Source organism: Mesorhizobium sp. M1182 (genome assembly GCF_040318335.1).
Classification (GTDB): domain Bacteria; phylum Pseudomonadota; class Alphaproteobacteria; order Rhizobiales; family Rhizobiaceae; genus Mesorhizobium.
In genome coordinates, this window is sequence record NZ_JAMYMD010000006.1 from 53,575 (window position 1) to 70,364 (window position 16,790).

Below are 16,790 nucleotides of genomic sequence, written 5' to 3' on the forward strand. Positions count from 1 at the left end.
TGGCGCCGTAGCGCATTCATTTGCGATCAGTCGGGCACCACCACGACCTTGACCTCGCCTGGCGCCGGCGGGTTGGCAATGATCGCCACCGCCTCGTCGAGGCTGACCTGTCGTGATATCAGCCGATCTACTTCGATCGTCCCCGAGGCGATAAGATTGGCGGCCCGGCGATGGGTAAAGGGGTTGAGGAAGGAACCCAGGACCTTCAACTCACGGAACAGCAGATCGAACGGTTCGAACGCCACTTTCATGCCTTGCGGCATCACGCCGACGACGACGACGGTGCCGCCCGCTTTGGCCAGCCGCATCGCCTGCTCAACAGTGTCTTTCACGCCGGCGCATTCGAACACCACGTCGACGCCGCCCGGCATCAAACCCGACCGGCCGACGATCGCATCGATGACATCGAAGGCGCTGGGATCGAGCGTCGCCGTTGCGCCAAATTGCTCGGCAAGAGCCCGCCGCGAGGCCTGACGGGTCGACAAGATAATGGTCGTCGCACCGGCGAGCTTTGCCAGTTGAACGGTGAGCAGGCCGATCACGCCGCCGCCGAGCACCGCGACCGACGAGCCTGGTTTGATCGCGGCAAGGTCCACGCCATGCAGGCAGCAGCCGAGCGGCTCGCAGAAAGCACCATGCGTAGGCTTCAGATCGCCTGGCAAGACGAAGGCCTGTTTCTGGGGCAGGACAAGATATTCGGCAAAGCCGCCATCGCGATGGATGCCGATGGCGCGTAGATTGCCGCAGAGATTGACCCGGCCGGCCTGACAATGCTCGCATCGGCCACAGGCAATGTTGGGATCGCCGGTGACGCGGTCGCCGACGGAAAAGCCGGATACGGCAGGTCCGACCGCCTCGACGATGCCGGAGAATTCATGCCCGAGCGTCACCGGCGGCGTGCACGGGAATTCACCATGGAAAAGATGCCTGTCGGTGCCGCAGACGCCGCACGCCTCGATGCGCACCAGCAGATCGTTCGGCCCGGCGGTCGGTTTCTCGACCTCGCACACGGCGAGGCTGCCCACTCGCTCCAACCGAACCGCCTTCATGGCTGCCGGGCCTTCCTCAGTTGAAACTCGGTGGTTGCGACAGATCGATTGCCGGCGCCGCCGGTTTCGCGGGCGGCTTTTCGTCGAAGCTCGGCGGCTGCGACAAATCCGGTGGGGAAGGTGAGGCCGGGGCAGTGCCGCCGTTGGCCGGCGGCGTGCCAAGCGGCGACAAGCCGATGCCAGGCGTTTCCGGCACCTGGTAGTTGATGGTGCCAGGATCGACGACAGTGCCTTTGTAGTGCATCACCATCTGCGGGAAGGCGATGGTCAGGCCGATCATGATCACCTGGATGCAGACGAAGGGCACTGCGCCCCAATAGATCTGCCCTGTGGTGACGGGCGCGATCTGCTTGCCGGTGAGTCGGTCGAGATAGGGCACGCGCGCGGCGACCGAGCGCAGATAAAACAGCGCGAAACCGAAGGGCGGATGCATGAAGGAGGTCTGCATGTTGACGCCCAAAAGCACGCCAAACCAGATCAGGTCGATGCCGAGTTTGTCAGCCGCTGGCGCCAAAAGCGGCACGATGATGAAGGCAAGCTCGAAAAAGTCGAGGAAGAAGGCGAGCACGAAGACGAGGATGTTGACGCCAATCAGGAAACCGACTTCACCGCCCGGCAGCGACGTCAACAGGTGCTCGACCCAGATGTGGCCATTGACGCCGTAGAAGGTCAGCGAGAACACCCGCGCGCCGATCAGGATGAACAGAACGAAGGACGACAGCCTGGTCGTCGAGGCCAGCGCCTGCTTGACCACGTCGAGCGACAGCCGCCCCTTCACCGCCGCCATTGCAAGCGCGCCGACGGCGCCCATGGCGCCGCCTTCCGTCGGCGTGGCGATGCCAAGGAAGATGGTGCCCAGCACCAGGAAGATCAGCGCCAGCGGCGGGATCAGCACGATGATCACCTGCTGTGCCAGTCTGGACATCAGGTTGATCTTCAGGCGCTGGTCGACGATCGCCACGACATAGATGAAGATGACGCCAGTAGTGGCGCCGAGGATATCGGCGTTGCCGCCATGGTTCGGTGCGAGGTAGCGATACGCCGCATAGGAAACAACCACCGCCGCCAGCAGCGCCGCCAGCAGCGACAGCACGCCGTGGCCGAGCGTGCGGGCCTCAAGCGGCAGGGCCGGCATCGACTTCGGCCGAAAGATCGACATGAGCAGGATGTAGAGCATGTAGATGCCGGTCAAAATGAGCCCGGGGATCAGCGCTCCCTTATACATATCGCCGACCGAGCGGCCGAGCTGGTCGGCCAGGACGATCAGCACCAGTGATGGCGGGATGATCTGGGCGAGCGTCCCAGACGCGGCAATGACGCCGGATGCCAGCCGCCGGTCGTAGCCGTAGCGCAGCATGATCGGCAGCGAAATCAGACCCATGGCAATGACGGAGGCCGCCACCACGCCGGTCGTCGCGGCGAGCAGCGCGCCGACGAAAATCACGGCATAGGCGAGGCCACCACGGACCGGTCCGAACAACTGGCCGATCGTGTCGAGCAGGTCTTCGGCCATGCCGGATCGTTCGAGCACGATGCCCATGAAGGTGAAGAACGGGATCGCCAGCAGCGTATCGTTCGACATCACCCGGCTGCCATAGAAATTATCCGGCAACGCATGCAGCAACGGCCAGGCGAGATTGATCGAACCGCCCGAATAGGGCGACAGAAGCACGCCGATGAAGAAGAACATCAGGCCGTTGGCGGCGAGCGAGAAGGCGACGGGGTAGCCGATCAGCAGGAAGACGACCAGCGAGGCGAACATGATCGGCGCCATGTTCTGGGCGATGAACTCGATCACGAGCGCACCTCTTCGGCGAGCGCCTTGGCTTCGAGTTCGGCCTGCTCATGCACCGATATGAACGGAGTGGGATCGTCCATCTGACCGCGCATGATGGCGATTTTCTTGATGATTTCGGAAATGCCCTGCAGCGCGAGCAGAAAAAAGCCGACCAGCAGGATCGCCTTCGCGGGCCAGATGATCAGCCCGCCGGAATTGTTCGACATCTCCCCGCTGCGATACGACAGCGACACATAGGGAACGAAATAGACCACCATCAACGTCACGAACGGCATCAGGAAGAAGACGTGACCGAAAAGGTCGATCCAGTGCTGCACGCGGCGCGAGAACATGCCGTAGACGATATCGATGCGGATATGATCGTTCTGCTTCAGCGTGTAGGCGGCGGCCAGCATGAAGGCGGCGCCGAACAGATACCATTGCAATTCCAGCCAGGCGTTCGAGGACATGTCGAACACCTTGCGGATGACGGCGTTGGCGGCGCTGACCAGGATCGCCAGCAGGATCAGCCACGAAACCCATTTGCCGATGAATTCGTTCAAACGGTCAATGGTTCTGGAAAGAGCGAGAAGCCCTGCCATGCATTCCTCCCTTGTGTCAGAGCGCGGCGGTTCCCTGTCCGTCGCGTCGCTGTGGACCAACGGTATGCAGTGCGTGGTCCGGCGGGTCAACACGGGACACCCCGCATAAACACAGTTGTGAGATGACGGGCGGCAAAATGCTGCCGCGTCCTTTGCATGTCCAAGGACATGCGGCGCTTTCATCCAAGCAAAGTCGGGTGCGGCTCAGGCGATCTTCTGTTGGTCGCGGCCGGCGCCGATCAGCACAAGCATGGCGACGAGGAACAGGTACATCCAGCCGTCCCGCCATTCGAGCGGGAAATAGCCGGCCCATAGCGATTCGGCCATGCCGAAAGCGGCGGCACCCAGTGCCGCCCGCAAAGGCGAGAGATAGCCGCCCACTGCGGTCACGAACAGGATCTTCAACCCGTAGACCAACCCTGTGCCGAAGCTGATGTTACCGTAGTAGAAGGCGGCGAGCACGCCGGCCAGTGCCGCGCAAAGGCCGCCGAAAAGCACCGCGTGCCGAAACACCGCACGAACATCGACGCCGCACATCGCAGCCGCCTTGGGATCGTCGGATACGGCGCGCCAGCTCCGGCCGAAGCTCGAATATGCGAAGCCCCAGGCAGCCAGCGCCATGGCCGCCAGTACGGCGGCGCAATCGAGCAATTGGATCAGCGTCAACGTCGCCTTGAAGCTGGCATTCTGCGCGAAGACGATGGTCTGGGCCAGCATTGGCGGCAACCATAGGTCATGGGTATCGGCGGCGATGCGGCTGGCTTCCGACAAGACCAGCAATATGCCGAGCGTCGTCACCACGATGGCGTTGGGCGAGCGGTCGGCCAGCGGTTCGAAGATACTTCGCGACAGGACATGGCTGAGCAGCGCCGCATAAAGGAATGCCGCAGCTACGCCGAGCGCGACCGATGCAAACAGCGTTAACCACAGCGCCTGATAGCCGAACGCCGCAGTGAGGATCATCGTATGCCCGCAAAAGGCGAACAGCGCGCCATAGGCAAGATTGGTACGGTGCAGGATGCCGTTGGTCAGCACGTAGCCGAATGCAAGCAATGCGTAGAGCGCGCCCGAATGCAGCCCGTTCAGAACCTGCTGGAAGAAATAGAGCATGCAAGACCCTCTATGCATGCCCCGCAATCGGGGCAGAGGTTTGGGACGAACGATATTCTCAGTACGGCGATCGCCTCAGTGACAAGCGTTGCACCCGGAATCTAACTTGTCAAACGCGAGTTATCAGTTAGATTCGCCATATGACAGTATCCTGGACTCCGCACCGCTTTACCGGTGGCATGCTGGCGCTCGATACGGCGAACACCGTCGTTTTGCGGAACGATCCGGAGAAAACTTTCGACCGTTTCGACGATCCGGCCGAGATCGCCCGCTTTGCCGAAGCCGCGAGTGCCTTTCGCGCCGCCGAGCTCGGTGGCAGGCGGCTCGTAGCGCCGGCGCCTGAAAAGATCGCACCGGTGGTGCTGTCGATCCGGGAGACGACCGATCGGCTGTTTCGCGGCGCGGTATCGAAAGGTGCGATCGCGACCGGCGATATGCCGAAATTCTTGGAAGCCTGCGCCGATGGCCTCGCTCATAGCCGCACCGAAATCGGCACGCCTGGAAAACCGTTCGGTGATCCGGCGACGCCGATTGCCTTCGAGGCCGCGCTTGCGGTCTCGGCGTTGTCGCTGCTGCGTAGCGACACCATTGCCAGGCTGAGGATATGTCCGAACTGCAGCTGGCTGTTTGTCGACAAAAGCCGGAATTCCAGCCGCCTCTGGTGCGACATGGCGGTGTGCGGCAACCGCCAGAAGGCAAACCGACACTATCGCCGCCGGACCGCGGCCAGGGAGGTCACCAATGTCTAGAAGATTCTCACGCGCGATGATTGTCGTCGCGGCGTTGTTCGCGGCGGCCGCGCTCGGCGCCTGCCGTGATTCCGGCAAGGACCAGTTGTTCGCCATTTCCGGGAAGCTGTTCGAGTTCAACTACCGGCTGGGTATCGCCACCTATGTCATCACTCTCAATCCGCTGCGGCCGGTGGGTGAGGGGCAGGTCGCTGTGGTCTCCTTCCAGAACCCGGCCGGCGGTGATCCGATCATCGTCACCCAGAAAATATGGCCGAAGCTGCCGCATGTGACGCTCACCAGCCCGCCGCTTACCTGCGTTGTCAAGGACAAGCCCTATGCGGTGTCGATCCGCATCGAGGATTCCAGCGGCAAGTTGCTGCAGAGTTTCGCGACCACTCTGACGTCCTCACTCGACCAGTCGGTCCTGCCCGACCGGCCTCTGGTGGTCGGGCCAGTCTACGAGCTCAACAAGGACCTGGCCGGCCATGTCGACGGCAAGCTGCCCGGTGAACCGAAGCCCAGTTGCCCAAAGGCTGCATGATGCATCACCAGCGGCACTGACCGCCGCCGGAATTTTTCATGCTCGGCCATCCTCCCCGACAGGCGTTTCGTGGCGCCACACGGCCGCGCACGGATCGTTTGTTGCGGACCGCCTGGCACCTTCGATTTTGTTTGACCTCCCCGGCAAGGGAAGAAAGACTGTGGGCACTCGACTCCGACGCTGGCCGCGCACCTCCAGGCGCGGCCTCCGCACAGGAAATGCCTGATGACGCTGCACAATGTCGCGCTCGACGACAAGTTCGACCTGGTAAAGGAGCGGATCTTCCTGTCGGGTGCCCAGGCAGTCATCCGCATGCTTCTGATGCAGCGCGAGCGCGACCGCCGGGCTGGCCTGAACACCGCCGGTTTCGTCTCCGGCTATCGCGGCTCGCCGCTCGGCGGCCTCGACATGCAGCTGTGGAAGGCCAGGAACCAGCTCGCGCAGTCGGACATCGTCTTCCAGCCCGGTCTCAACGAGGAGCTCGCCGCCACCGCCTGCTGGGGCTCGCAGCAGGCCGAATTGCTGGGCGAGGGTACCCATGACGGCGTTTTTTCGGTCTGGTACGGCAAGGGTCCGGGCGTCGACCGCTCCGGCGACGTGTTCCGCCACGCCAATCTCGCCGGGTCGTCGAAACATGGCGGCGTGCTGGCTCTGATGGGTGACGACCACATGGCCGAATCCTCGACCAACGCGCATGCCACCGAGTTCCTGTTCGTCGACACCATGGTGCCGATCCTTAATCCGGCCGGCGTCCAGGAGATCATCGACTACGGCCTCTACGGCTTTGCCATGTCGCGTTTTGCCGGCACCTGGGCGGCGATCAAATGCGTCAAGGACAACATCGAATCGACGGCCTCGGTCGATGCCGCGCTCGAACGGCTGAACATCATCGTGCCGGACTTCGACATGCCGCCCGGCGGCCTCAATATCCGTAACGAGATCGACATGCTCGGCCAGGAGGAGCGGCTGCATGAACACAAGCGCGCCGCCGCTTCGGCCTTCATCCACGCCAATGGGCTGAACCGGATCGTCTATTCGGGCGGCAGCAGCGCCAAGCTTGGCATCGTCACCATCGGCAAGAGTTATCTCGATGTTCGCCAGGCGCTGGAGGATATCGGCATCGACGAAGCGGCCGCCAGTCGCATCGGTATCAGGCTGTTCAAGGTCGGCTGCCCGTGGCCGCTCGACCTGCAGCACATCGCCGACTTTGCTCGCGGCCTCGATACCATCGTCGTCGTCGAGGAGAAACGCTCGCTGATCGAGGTGCAACTGCGCGAGAACCTTTACGGCACCGCGACGCAGCCGATCATCGTCGGCAAGAAGGACGAGCGCGGCGACTGGCTGTTCCCGGCCAAGGGCGCACTCGACCCCAACGATATTGCCATCGCGCTCGGCGAGAGGATTTTGCGAACGATCGGCCCGTCGGAAGAAATCGCCGCGCGGGTGGCGAAGTTGCGCCAGTTCCAGGCGATGCTGGCCGACACGTCAGACATCGCCTCGCGCACGCCCTTCTTCTGCTCCGGCTGCCCACACAATTCCTCGACCAAGGTGCCGGACGGCTCGCTCGCCGCCGCCGGAATCGGCTGTCATTTCATGGCGCTGTGGATGGACCGCAACACCGTCGGCTTCACCGCCATGGGCGGCGAGGGCGCGCAGTGGGTCGGCCAGGCGCCGTTCTCGAAGCGCGAGCACATCTTCCAGAATCTGGGCGATGGCACTTACAACCACTCGGGTGTGCTGGCGATCCGCTTCGCGCTGTCGACCGACGCCAACATCACCTACAAGATCCTCTACAATGACGCCGTCGCGATGACCGGCGGGCAGCCGCACGAGGGCGGCCTGACGGTGGACATGATCGCAAGACAGGTGCGCGCCGAGGGCGTGGAGCGCATCGCCATCGTCACCGACGAGCCGGACAAATATACCGGCAAGGTGGAATTTCCCGCCGGCGCCACCATCCATCACCGCGACGACCTCGATCTCGTCCAGCGCGAGTTGCGTTCGGTCAAAGGCGTCTCGGTGCTGCTCTACGACCAGACCTGCGCCGCCGAGAAGCGTCGCCGCCGCAAGCGCGGCACGTTCCCCGATCCGGACAAGCGTATCTTCATCAACGAGCTGGTCTGCGAAGGCTGCGGCGATTGCGGCGTGCAGTCGAATTGCGTCTCGATCCAGCCGGTCGAGACCGAATTCGGTCGCAAGCGCAAGATCGACCAGTCGAGCTGCAACAAGGACTTCTCTTGCGTCAACGGTTTCTGCCCCTCCTTCGTCACCGTTCACGGCGCCAAAATCAGGAAAGCCGAAGGCATAGCCGGTGCGGCCGACCCGCTCGCGGGGGTGCCGGCGCCGGCGCAATTTACGCTCGGTGAACAAGGCTGGGCGGCGATCATCGACGGTGTCGGCGGCACCGGCGTCGTCACAATAGGCGCGGTGCTGGGCATGGCCGCGCACCTGGAAGGCAAGGGCTGCGGCATGATCGACATGGCCGGCCTCGCCCAGAAGGGCGGCTCGGTGTTCACCCATGTCCGCATCGCCCGCACGCCGGACGACATCCACGCCATTCGGGTATCGGCCGGCAAGGCCGATCTCGTGCTCGGCTGCGATCTCGTCGTTTCAGGTGCCAAGAAGGTGTTGGCCGCGGTGCGCGAAGGCCATACCATCTTCCTCGCCAACACTGCCGAGATCATGCCGGGCGAGTTCGCCCGTTCGGCCGATTTCTCGCTGCCCGTCGAGCGGCTGAAGAAGGCGATAAGAACGGCCGCGGGCGACGACAGGACGCATTTCTTCGACGCTACCCGCACCGCCACTGCCCTGTTCGGCAGCTCGCTTGGTGCCAACATGTTCATGCTCGGATTCGCCTTCCAGCATGGCGGCTTGCCGCTGTCGGCGGAGGCGGTCGAGAAGGCGATCGAGCTCAACGGCGAGGCAGTAGCGATGAATGTCGCGGCATTTCGCTGGGGCCGCCGCGCCGCCCACCAGCCGGATTTCGTCCGCAGCCTTCTCGCCCAGCCGGGCAAGGCCACGCAGCATGCCGCCATTGCCGAGACGCTGGACGATATCATTGCTCGCCGCGTCGGCTTCCTGACCGCCTACCAGAACGCCGCCTATGGCAAGCGCTATGCCGACAGACTGGCGGCGCTGCGCAAGGCCGAAACCAATGCTGTGCCCGGGTCGACCGTGGTGACCGAGGCTGCCGCAAAGAACCTGTTCAAGCTGATGGCGATCAAGGATGAATACGAGGTGGCGCGGCTTTATACGGACGGCTCCTTTGCCGCAGAGCTCGCAAAGCAGTTCCAGAGCTACGGCAAGCTTGAATTCCATCTCGCACCGCCGATCATGGGCAGGCGCGGCAGTGACGGGAAGCCGAAGAAATCGAGCTTTGGCCCGTGGATGATGAACGGGTTCCGCCTGCTGGCGGCGATGAAGGGCCTGCGCGGCACCGCTTTCGACCTGTTCGGCTACAGCGCCGAGAGGCGTATGGAGCGGCAGCTTCTTGCCCTCTATGAAGCCGACCTGGAACTTGTCGCCGGCGCGCTGGCGCCGGGCAAGATCGAGGTTGCTGCCGCGCTTGTTTCGGTACCGGCGCTCATCCGCGGCTTTGGCCACGTCAAGCAGGCCAGTGCCGAAAAAGCCGCCGGCGAACGCCAGCGTCTGCTCGACCGCCTCTCGACGGCGCCGCTGCGGCCGCAACTTCAAGCCGCCGAATAATTCAGCGCTGTGATACGCCTTGTTTACCTGAACTGTAGTTTCCCTGCTTCCGCCGCGTCACCAATGGATGTTGGCAGGGTTCGAAACGCCGCTCTAAACCTTTCTTAAGGCCAATGTGACACTGCTGGGTTCCCCAGGGTTGGGATCCAGGCGTGAATCTGAGACGAAAAAACGAGATTCCGGTCGACGTTTACATTCCGTTCGTGGAAACGCTGTTTCGCGACGGGTTCACGCTGTCGATCGGCCTTGTTGCGCAGACACTCCTCGTCATTCTGGTCTATTGGAAGACCATGGACTTGGCGTATCTTCTAGTTGCCGCTGGGCTCATCATTGTCGGTACTCTGCGCCTTCGCAACATCCGAAAATACGGGCGACTTCCTTCCCCGACGACGTGGGAAGAAGCCCATGATCGCGAAAACGATTACATAATTTTCGGTTCGATGCATGGTTTCATGCTTGGCGCGTTCTGTTTCGTCAGTATCTATCTGGCAAATGACAGCCACGACAACTATGCCGAAATAGCCTCTGTCTGCGTCACTCTGGCATCGGTCACGTCGATTGCCGGCCGCAATTATGGGTCGCCGCGGATGGTCATGATTTTTATCATAACCACCACATGGCCCATATCGCTTGGCTTTATCCTGCGCGGCGATATCTACCACATCATCCTCGGTCTGATGTCGGCCCCTTTTCTGTTTGCGATCAAACGGTTCGCCGACATCGTCCGCGAAGTCCTGTTTACCGCCCTGTCGGAGGAAAAGAAGGCGAACCGCATCGCGCAGCGTTTCAACCGCGCGCTCAACACCATGTCGCATGGCCTTGTCATGCTTGGTCCCGACGGCCGGGTGGCGGTGGCCAATGCCGAAGCCGCGCACCTGATGTCGCTCAAATCGGCCGATGCGCTGCTAGGCCGCTCGATCCACGGTCTGCTGATGCGCGGCGCTGCAGGCGGCATGCTGGCGCCGAAAGATTGCCGTTACATCGAAGCCCAGCTGACGCGTGCGTTGCGCGAGGGCCGCGACCGCAAGGTCCTGGTCTCGCTCACCAACGGCCAGCACTATGAATTTTCGGCGCGCGAAGGCAGCCAGGAACTGGGCGTCGTCACTTTCGAGGATGTGACCGCCCGGGTCGAGGCGGAAGACAAGATCCGCTTCATGGCGCGCTACGACAGTCTCACCGGCCTGCCCAACCGCGCCTACTTCCACGAGTTGGTGGTGGAAGCCATGGCCTCAGGGGATCCCGAGCGTCTCTGCGGGCTGGTGGTGCTCGATCTCGATGATTTCAAGAGCGTCAACGACACGCTCGGCCATCCGGTCGGCGACGGATTGATCTACGCCGTTGCCGAGCGGCTGGCGGCAGTCGCTGGGCCAGGCATCACCGTCAGCCGCTTCGGCGGCGACGAGTTCATGATCTTCTTCGAGCGCATCGAGGATGAAAGCCACCTGACCGGCCAGGTTGACGAGATCTTTGTCAATCTACAGGGCGAGGTCGATGTCGCCGGCCACGGATTACGCATCCAGGCCTCCGGCGGCGCGGTGCTGTCGCGGGTCAAGGATACCGACGTTGACGCCATGATCGTCAAAGCCGACCTTGCACTCTACAAGGCCAAGGAGCTTGGCAAGAACGGTTGGCGGCTGTTCGAGGCCTCCATGGATGCTGCCTTCCGCAGCCGTCAGCTGATGAAGGCGGACCTGCGCAGCGCCGTGGAAAACAACGAATTGCGGGTGGTCTATCAGCCGATCGTGGCGATGAGCACGATGCGTATCGCCAGTTGCGAAGCGCTGTGCCGCTGGGATCATCCCGATCTCGGGCCGATTTCCCCCGGTATCTTTATTCCGCTGGCGGAGGAAATGGGGATTATTTCCGACATCAGCACCTTCGTCCTGCATGCGGCCTGCACGGAATGCGCCAAATGGCCGGCCCAGACCAGCGTGTCGGTCAATCTCTCGGCCAAGGATTTCCGCAACCGTGATGTCATCCAGAAGGTTCGCGACGCGCTGGCTGAATCCGGTCTCTCCGCCGGACGTCTGGAGATTGAGGTCACCGAGACGGCGCTGCTCGACGACAAGTCGCTGACACGCCAATATATCGAGGAGTTGAAGCGGCTCGGCGTGCGCATTGCGCTCGACGATTTCGGTACCGGGTATTCGAGCCTCAGCTATCTCCACAAACTGCCGCTCGACAAAATCAAGATCGACCGCTCGTTCCTGATGGATGTCACTCAGAACAGCCGGTCGCTCGAATTGCTCAAGGGCATCGTCAACCTGTCACGGCCGCTGGGACTTTCGGTTACCGTCGAAGGTGTCGAGACCTTCGAACAGCTCAAGATCCTGGCATTGCAGGTCAAGCCGGACCTGGTCCAGGGCTTTCTGTTCGGGTCGGCACTCAGCGCGTCCGGCATCGAGACGATGTCGAGCACCGTCTGGCCCTTTGCCAAGGACATCCAGACGGCAAGGAAGGCGCCGCGGCGCTGACTTCGCGCTGAAAACCCGCGTATTTTAGTATAATTTTATTAATTGTTAACCTTAACGAGCGGTAAACGAGCTCCTACTTATTTTCATCTTTACATCTCATGACCCGTCCGTAGTGTCGGCTGGTGGCGGTAATCGCGGGGAATAGAGTTCATGTGTGCCCAGTTGAGTTCGCTCGGCCATGCGGCGGGCGCTGGTGGGAAAGATGCGTCCGAGACCATGTCCAGCTTCGCGCAACATGTTTATGCGCTGCTTGACCGGACGGAGTACCGACGCTGTGAAAGCGGCGAGGACTTCGAAAACATTTACAGGCTGCGCTACAATTCCTATCGGATGAACGATCTGGTGCCCGAGAATGCGTCTCGTCAGGTCCATGACGAGTTTGACGAACTGCCCAATTGCCATACGTTCGGAATCTATATCGAGGGGCGGCTGGTCAGCACAATGCGCCTGCATAACGTGTCCGCTGATAGCGCCACATCACCAGCGCTCAGCGTCTACAAGGACTTGTTGATGCCGCGTCTGGCGGCCGGCGAAGTCTTTATCGACCCGAGCCGTTTTGCCGTGGACGCCGAATGGTCACGGCTTTACCCGCAGATCCCGTATGTGACGCTGCGCCTTGCGGGCATGGCTTGCTTCCATTTCGGCGCGCCTTATTGCATATCCATGATCCGCGAGGACCATGCGGCTTTCTACAAGCGCATCTATCGGGCGCGACCGATTGGCGATGCGCGGCCCTATGCCGGCGTGATCAACTGTTTCGCGCTGCTTTATCAAGCCGATGTCCTGGCGATCAAGAATGAAACCTACGCTCGCTTTCCGTTCTTCCGTTCGACGCCAATGGAGCAGCGCATGTTGTTCGATACGCCCGGTGCCGGCGAACTCGCGCCGCTGACCATCCTGCCCACCGCCAAGTATTTTCGCGAAGCCGCCTGAACGAGCCCATGGAGCCTTCCGGTCGCTTCGGCGTTCTGGGCAAGGGTGCTGGTGGTAGGTCGGCATGGCCGGCATCCGCCAAGCATCGCTTCGATAGCGATCCGATCAAAGGAACCGATATGACCATTTCCACGCTCGCCCTTACCCCGCTTATCTCGCTGATTGCAGGCGTGCTGATCCTGGTGATGCCGCGGCTGCTCAACTATATCGTCGCCCTTTATCTGATCGTTGTCGGCCTGCTCGGCCTGTTCCCGCATCTCGCCGGCTAACGACATCGGCAATAGCGGACCTGCCATCCATTGTGATTGGTATCGCCGCGCTCCGCGCAGCGATTTCAAGTTTTGCTTGAGATTGTTGGCTGCGGCGATGCGGCAATAGCGCCATTGCCCTTAACGCGGCTTTTCGCTATGTGCCTGAAAGATGTCTTCGAAGGGGTATTCCAATGGCTGAACACACGCCGACCGGTCCTGTCGAACTAGGCGCGAAGATGGACTATGCCGAGCACGACCGCACCTATGCCGGCTTTGTGATGCTGGCCAAATATGGGTCGCTATTTTGCGCCGCCGTGCTTCTTGCCATGGCGTTCGGCTTCTTTGTGGGCGGCTTCTTCTCGGGGACTATCCTATTCGTGCTGATCCTGGCCATCGGCGCCTTTATTCTCCGATAACTCCTCCAACCTTTGTCGAAGGCGCCGCCGGGGTCGGTCGATGTCTTGCGGTAACAGGGTTCCGGCCGAAAGGATCATGCGGTGGGACAGACGGTTTTCATCCCTCGTGAGCTCGACGCAAACGAGCCGCGCGTCGGGGCCTCCCCCGACACGGTGAAGCGGCTGGCGGCACTGGGTTTCGACGTGATTGTCGAAACCGGCGCCGGCACAGCGTCGCGCATTCCCGACGAGGAGTTCGCCCGGGTGGGCGCCGCGATCGGCAAGGCCGGCGATGCAGCCAGGGCCGATGTGGTGCTGAAGGTGCGCCGCCCCACGGACGCCGAGCTGAAGGGCTATAAGTCCGGCGCCGCTGTCATCGCGATCATGGATCCCTACGGCAACGATGCTGCCGTCGCAGCCCTTGCCAGGGCCGGTGTTACTGCCTTCTCCATGGAGTTCATGCCGCGCATCACCCGCGCCCAGTCGATGGACGTTCTATCCAGCCAGGCCAACCTCGCCGGCTATCAGGCGGTGATCGACGCGGCTGCCGAATATGACCGGGCGTTACCGATGATGATGACGGCGGCCGGCACCGTACCGGCAGCGAAGGCGTTCGTCATGGGCGTCGGCGTCGCCGGTCTGCAGGCCATCGCCACCGCGCGCCGCCTCGGCGCCGTGGTCACCGCCACCGACGTGCGCCCGGCCGCCAAGGAGCAGGTCGCCTCGCTCGGCGCAAAATTCCTGGCCGTCGAGGACGAGGAGTTCAAGGCGGCCGAGACGGCCGGCGGCTACGCCAAGGAAATGTCGAAGGAATACCAGGCCAAGCAGGCGGCGCTGACCGCCGAGCACATCGCCAAGCAGGACATCGTCATCACCACGGCGCTGATCCCCGGCCGTCCGGCGCCGAAGCTGGTCTCGGCGGCGATGGTCGCCTCGATGAAACCCGGCTCTGTGATCGTCGACCTCGCGGTCGAGCGCGGCGGCAATGTCGAGGGCGCCGAAGCCGGCAAGGTGGTGACCACCGCCAACGGGGTAAAGATCGTCGGCCATCTCAATGTTCCCGGTCGCGTCGCCGCCTCCGCTTCGCTTCTCTATGCCAGGAACCTCTATGCCTTCCTCGAGACGCTGGTCGACAAGGCGGCGAAGACGCTTGCCATCAATCACGATGACGAACTGGTCAAGGCGACGATGCTGACCGATGCTGGCAAGATCGTGCATCCGGCTTTCGCAAAGGCTGAGCAGGAGCCGCCAAAGGGCCAATATGTCGAGCCACCGGCCATTCCGGCCAGGACGATGGTTGCCGAGGCTTCGGCGAAGCCGGCTGCGAAGAAAACGGCCGCTTCGAGGAAGCCCAAGACCACCGGAGGGATCGCGTGATGGACCAGACCCTGCAGAAAGCCCTCGACCAGCTCGACCAGGCGACAGCTGCCGTGCGGCTCGCGGTGCAGAACCTGGCGGCCGCGCCCGGCACCGAGGCGGCGGGTGACGCCGCTCACGCGCTGTCCGGCGGTGCCATCGATCCCTTCGTCTTTCGCTTCGCCATCTTTGTCCTGGCGATCTTCGTCGGCTACTACGTCGTGTGGTCCGTCACGCCGGCACTGCACACGCCGCTGATGGCGGTCACCAACGCCATTTCCTCCGTCATCGTCGTCGGCGCGCTGCTGGCCGTCGGCATCTCGGCCTCAGGGCTTGCCACCGGCTTCGGCTTCGTTGCGCTGATGCTGGTATCGGTCAACATCTTCGGCGGCTTCCTCGTCACCCAGCGCATGCTGGCCATGTACAAGAAGAAGGAAAAGTAGGCCGCTATGAACGCCAACTTCGCCTCCTTTCTCTATCTGGTCTCCGGCATCTTGTTCATCCTGGCATTGCGCGGCCTGTCGCATCCGACCACCAGCCGCCAGGGCAACATGTACGGCATGATCGGCATGGGCATCGCCATCGCCACGACGCTGGCGCTGGCGACCCCTTCGGCCGGGCGCTTCGGCCTCATAGTGCTCGGGCTGCTGATAGGCGGCTCGGCCGGTGCGGTCACGGCACGGCGCATTGCCATGACCTCGATGCCGCAGCTGGTCGCCGCCTTCCACTCGCTGGTCGGTCTTGCCGCGGTCATGGTGGCGGCCGCCGCCATCTACGCACCGGAAAGCTTCGGCATCGGCACCGTCGCCGATATTCATGCCCAGGCACTGATCGAGATGAGCCTCGGCGTTGCCATAGGTGCCATCACCTTCACCGGCTCGGTCATCGCCTTTTTGAAGCTCGACGGCCGCATGTCGGGCAAGCCGATCATGATCGGTGGCCGCCACTTCATCAACGCGGCCCTGGGCATTGCGCTGATCGTGCTGATCGTGCTGCTCGTCACCGCCGAGTCCAAGGTGGTGTTCTGGCTGATCGTTGCCGCCTCGCTGGTGCTGGGTGTGCTTCTCATCATCCCGATTGGTGGCGCCGATATGCCGGTGGTCGTATCGATGCTGAATTCCTATTCGGGCTGGGCCGCCGCCGCCCTGGGCTTCACGCTCGGCAATCTGGCGCTGATCATCACCGGCGCGCTGGTCGGCTCGTCGGGCGCCATCCTGTCTTACATCATGTGCAAAGGCATGAACCGGAGCTTCATCTCGGTCATCCTCGGCGGCTTCGGCGGCGAGACATCAGCCATTGCCAATGACGGCATCGAGCGCACGGTCAAGCAGGGCTCGGCCGAGGATGCCGCCTATCTGATGATGAATGCGCAAAAGGTCATCATCGTGCCGGGCTACGGCATGGCCGTCGCCCAGGCGCAGCACGCGCTGCGCGAGATGGCCGACAAGCTCAAGGCCAACGGCGTCGACGTCAAATACGCCATCCACCCGGTTGCCGGCCGCATGCCCGGCCACATGAACGTGCTCTTGGCCGAAGCCAACGTGCCTTATGACGAAGTGTTCGAGCTGGAGGACGTCAACTCTGAGTTCGCGCAGGCCGACGTCGCCTATGTCATCGGCGCCAACGACGTCACCAATCCCTCGGCCCGTGACGACAAGTCGTCACCGATCTACGGCATGCCGATCCTCGATGTCGACAAGGCCCGCACCTGCCTGTTCGTCAAGCGCTCGCTCGGCTCCGGCTATGCCGGCATCGACAACACGCTGTTCTACAAGGACGGCACCATGATGCTGCTCGGCGACGCCAAGAAGATGACCGAGGAGATCGTCAAAGCGATGGATCACTGAAACGGCGTCGCTGCCAACT

At 62.4% G+C, this 16,790-nt stretch carries 14 protein-coding genes; 10 read left to right on the top strand and 4 right to left on the bottom strand.

Annotated elements, in window-relative coordinates:
* Positions 1-26: 26 nt before the first annotated feature.
* The 4 genes from NKH33_RS10050 to NKH33_RS10065 form a co-directional block, all read right to left on the bottom strand.
* On the bottom strand, positions 27-1,049 hold the full coding sequence (locus tag NKH33_RS10050) for a zinc-dependent alcohol dehydrogenase family protein (RefSeq protein ID WP_352540377.1): 1,023 nt from the start codon (positions 1,047-1,049) through the stop codon (positions 27-29).
* Between the two features lie 16 nt (positions 1,050-1,065).
* Entirely contained in the window at positions 1,066-2,844 is a 1,779-nt protein-coding gene (locus tag NKH33_RS10055) for a TRAP transporter large permease (protein WP_352767436.1), read from the bottom strand.
* Positions 2,844-3,428 carry a TRAP transporter small permease subunit gene (locus NKH33_RS10060; RefSeq protein WP_352919230.1) on the bottom strand — a complete coding sequence of 195 codons (585 nt, stop codon included), beginning with the start codon at positions 3,426-3,428 and terminating at the stop codon, positions 2,844-2,846. Before NKH33_RS10060 ends, NKH33_RS10055 begins: the two co-directional genes overlap by 1 nt.
* A 204-nt stretch (positions 3,429-3,632) precedes the next feature.
* Entirely contained in the window at positions 3,633-4,538 is a 906-nt protein-coding gene (locus NKH33_RS10065; RefSeq protein ID WP_352681497.1) for a branched-chain amino acid ABC transporter permease, read from the bottom strand.
* A gap of 140 nt (positions 4,539-4,678) precedes the next feature.
* On the opposite strand from NKH33_RS10065, the gene NKH33_RS10070 reads away from it, so the two are divergent.
* From NKH33_RS10070 to NKH33_RS10115, 10 genes are all read left to right on the top strand, one after another.
* Positions 4,679-5,287 carry a CGNR zinc finger domain-containing protein gene (locus NKH33_RS10070; RefSeq protein WP_352469881.1) on the top strand — a complete coding sequence of 203 codons (609 nt, stop codon included), beginning with the start codon at positions 4,679-4,681 and terminating at the stop codon, positions 5,285-5,287.
* Positions 5,280-5,810, top strand: coding sequence for a hypothetical protein (locus tag NKH33_RS10075; protein WP_352452209.1), 531 nt, complete (start codon positions 5,280-5,282; stop codon positions 5,808-5,810). The genes NKH33_RS10070 and NKH33_RS10075 overlap by 8 nt, the downstream gene beginning before the upstream one ends.
* Positions 5,811-6,035: 225 nt before the next feature.
* Positions 6,036-9,515: an indolepyruvate ferredoxin oxidoreductase family protein gene (locus tag NKH33_RS10080; RefSeq protein ID WP_352919233.1), complete on the top strand. Its 3,480-nt coding sequence runs from the start codon at positions 6,036-6,038 to the stop codon at positions 9,513-9,515.
* Between the two features lie 152 nt (positions 9,516-9,667).
* Positions 9,668-11,989, top strand: a complete 2,322-nt coding sequence (locus NKH33_RS10085; protein ID WP_352452207.1) for a putative bifunctional diguanylate cyclase/phosphodiesterase — start codon at positions 9,668-9,670, stop codon at positions 11,987-11,989.
* Positions 11,990-12,139: 150 nt separating this feature from the next.
* Positions 12,140-12,922 carry an N-acyl amino acid synthase FeeM domain-containing protein gene (locus tag NKH33_RS10090; protein ID WP_352919235.1) on the top strand — a complete coding sequence of 261 codons (783 nt, stop codon included), beginning with the start codon at positions 12,140-12,142 and terminating at the stop codon, positions 12,920-12,922.
* 119 nt (positions 12,923-13,041) lie between these two features.
* On the top strand, positions 13,042-13,191 hold the full coding sequence (locus NKH33_RS10095; RefSeq protein WP_013528205.1) for a DUF3096 domain-containing protein: 150 nt from the start codon (positions 13,042-13,044) through the stop codon (positions 13,189-13,191).
* Positions 13,192-13,364: 173 nt separating this feature from the next.
* Complete coding sequence (locus tag NKH33_RS10100; RefSeq protein ID WP_023676259.1) at positions 13,365-13,589, top strand: aa3-type cytochrome c oxidase subunit IV; 225 nt, start codon at positions 13,365-13,367, stop codon at positions 13,587-13,589.
* An 81-nt stretch (positions 13,590-13,670) separates the two neighbouring features.
* Positions 13,671-14,945 (top strand): Re/Si-specific NAD(P)(+) transhydrogenase subunit alpha, encoded by a 1,275-nt coding sequence (locus NKH33_RS10105; RefSeq protein ID WP_352767303.1) that lies wholly within the window; start codon positions 13,671-13,673, stop codon positions 14,943-14,945.
* Entirely contained in the window at positions 14,945-15,367 is a 423-nt protein-coding gene (locus NKH33_RS10110; RefSeq protein ID WP_036238371.1) for an NAD(P) transhydrogenase subunit alpha part 2, read from the top strand. Before NKH33_RS10105 ends, NKH33_RS10110 begins: the two co-directional genes overlap by 1 nt.
* Before the next feature lie 6 nt (positions 15,368-15,373).
* Positions 15,374-16,771 (top strand): NAD(P)(+) transhydrogenase (Re/Si-specific) subunit beta, encoded by a 1,398-nt coding sequence (locus NKH33_RS10115; protein WP_352919238.1) that lies wholly within the window; start codon positions 15,374-15,376, stop codon positions 16,769-16,771.
* The last annotated feature ends 19 nt before the right edge of the window (positions 16,772-16,790 follow it).

Excerpts from the sequence above, each read along its gene's own strand:
- NKH33_RS10050 (WP_352540377.1), bottom strand. The coding sequence starts at position 1,049 with ATGAAGGCGGTTCGGTTGGAGCGAGTGGGCAGCCTCGCCGTGTGCGAG.
- NKH33_RS10060 (WP_352919230.1), bottom strand. The coding sequence starts at position 3,428 with ATGGCAGGGCTTCTCGCTCTTTCCAGAACCATTGACCGTTTGAACGAA.
- NKH33_RS10065 (WP_352681497.1), bottom strand. The coding sequence starts at position 4,538 with ATGCTCTATTTCTTCCAGCAGGTTCTGAACGGGCTGCATTCGGGCGCG.
- NKH33_RS10070 (WP_352469881.1), top strand. The coding sequence starts at position 4,679 with ATGACAGTATCCTGGACTCCGCACCGCTTTACCGGTGGCATGCTGGCG.
- NKH33_RS10075 (WP_352452209.1), top strand. The coding sequence starts at position 5,280 with ATGTCTAGAAGATTCTCACGCGCGATGATTGTCGTCGCGGCGTTGTTC.
- NKH33_RS10080 (WP_352919233.1), top strand. The coding sequence starts at position 6,036 with ATGACGCTGCACAATGTCGCGCTCGACGACAAGTTCGACCTGGTAAAG.
- NKH33_RS10090 (WP_352919235.1), top strand. The coding sequence starts at position 12,140 with ATGTGTGCCCAGTTGAGTTCGCTCGGCCATGCGGCGGGCGCTGGTGGG.
- NKH33_RS10095 (WP_013528205.1), top strand. The coding sequence starts at position 13,042 with ATGACCATTTCCACGCTCGCCCTTACCCCGCTTATCTCGCTGATTGCA.
- NKH33_RS10100 (WP_023676259.1), top strand. The coding sequence starts at position 13,365 with ATGGCTGAACACACGCCGACCGGTCCTGTCGAACTAGGCGCGAAGATG.
- NKH33_RS10110 (WP_036238371.1), top strand. The coding sequence starts at position 14,945 with ATGGACCAGACCCTGCAGAAAGCCCTCGACCAGCTCGACCAGGCGACA.
- NKH33_RS10115 (WP_352919238.1), top strand. The coding sequence starts at position 15,374 with ATGAACGCCAACTTCGCCTCCTTTCTCTATCTGGTCTCCGGCATCTTG.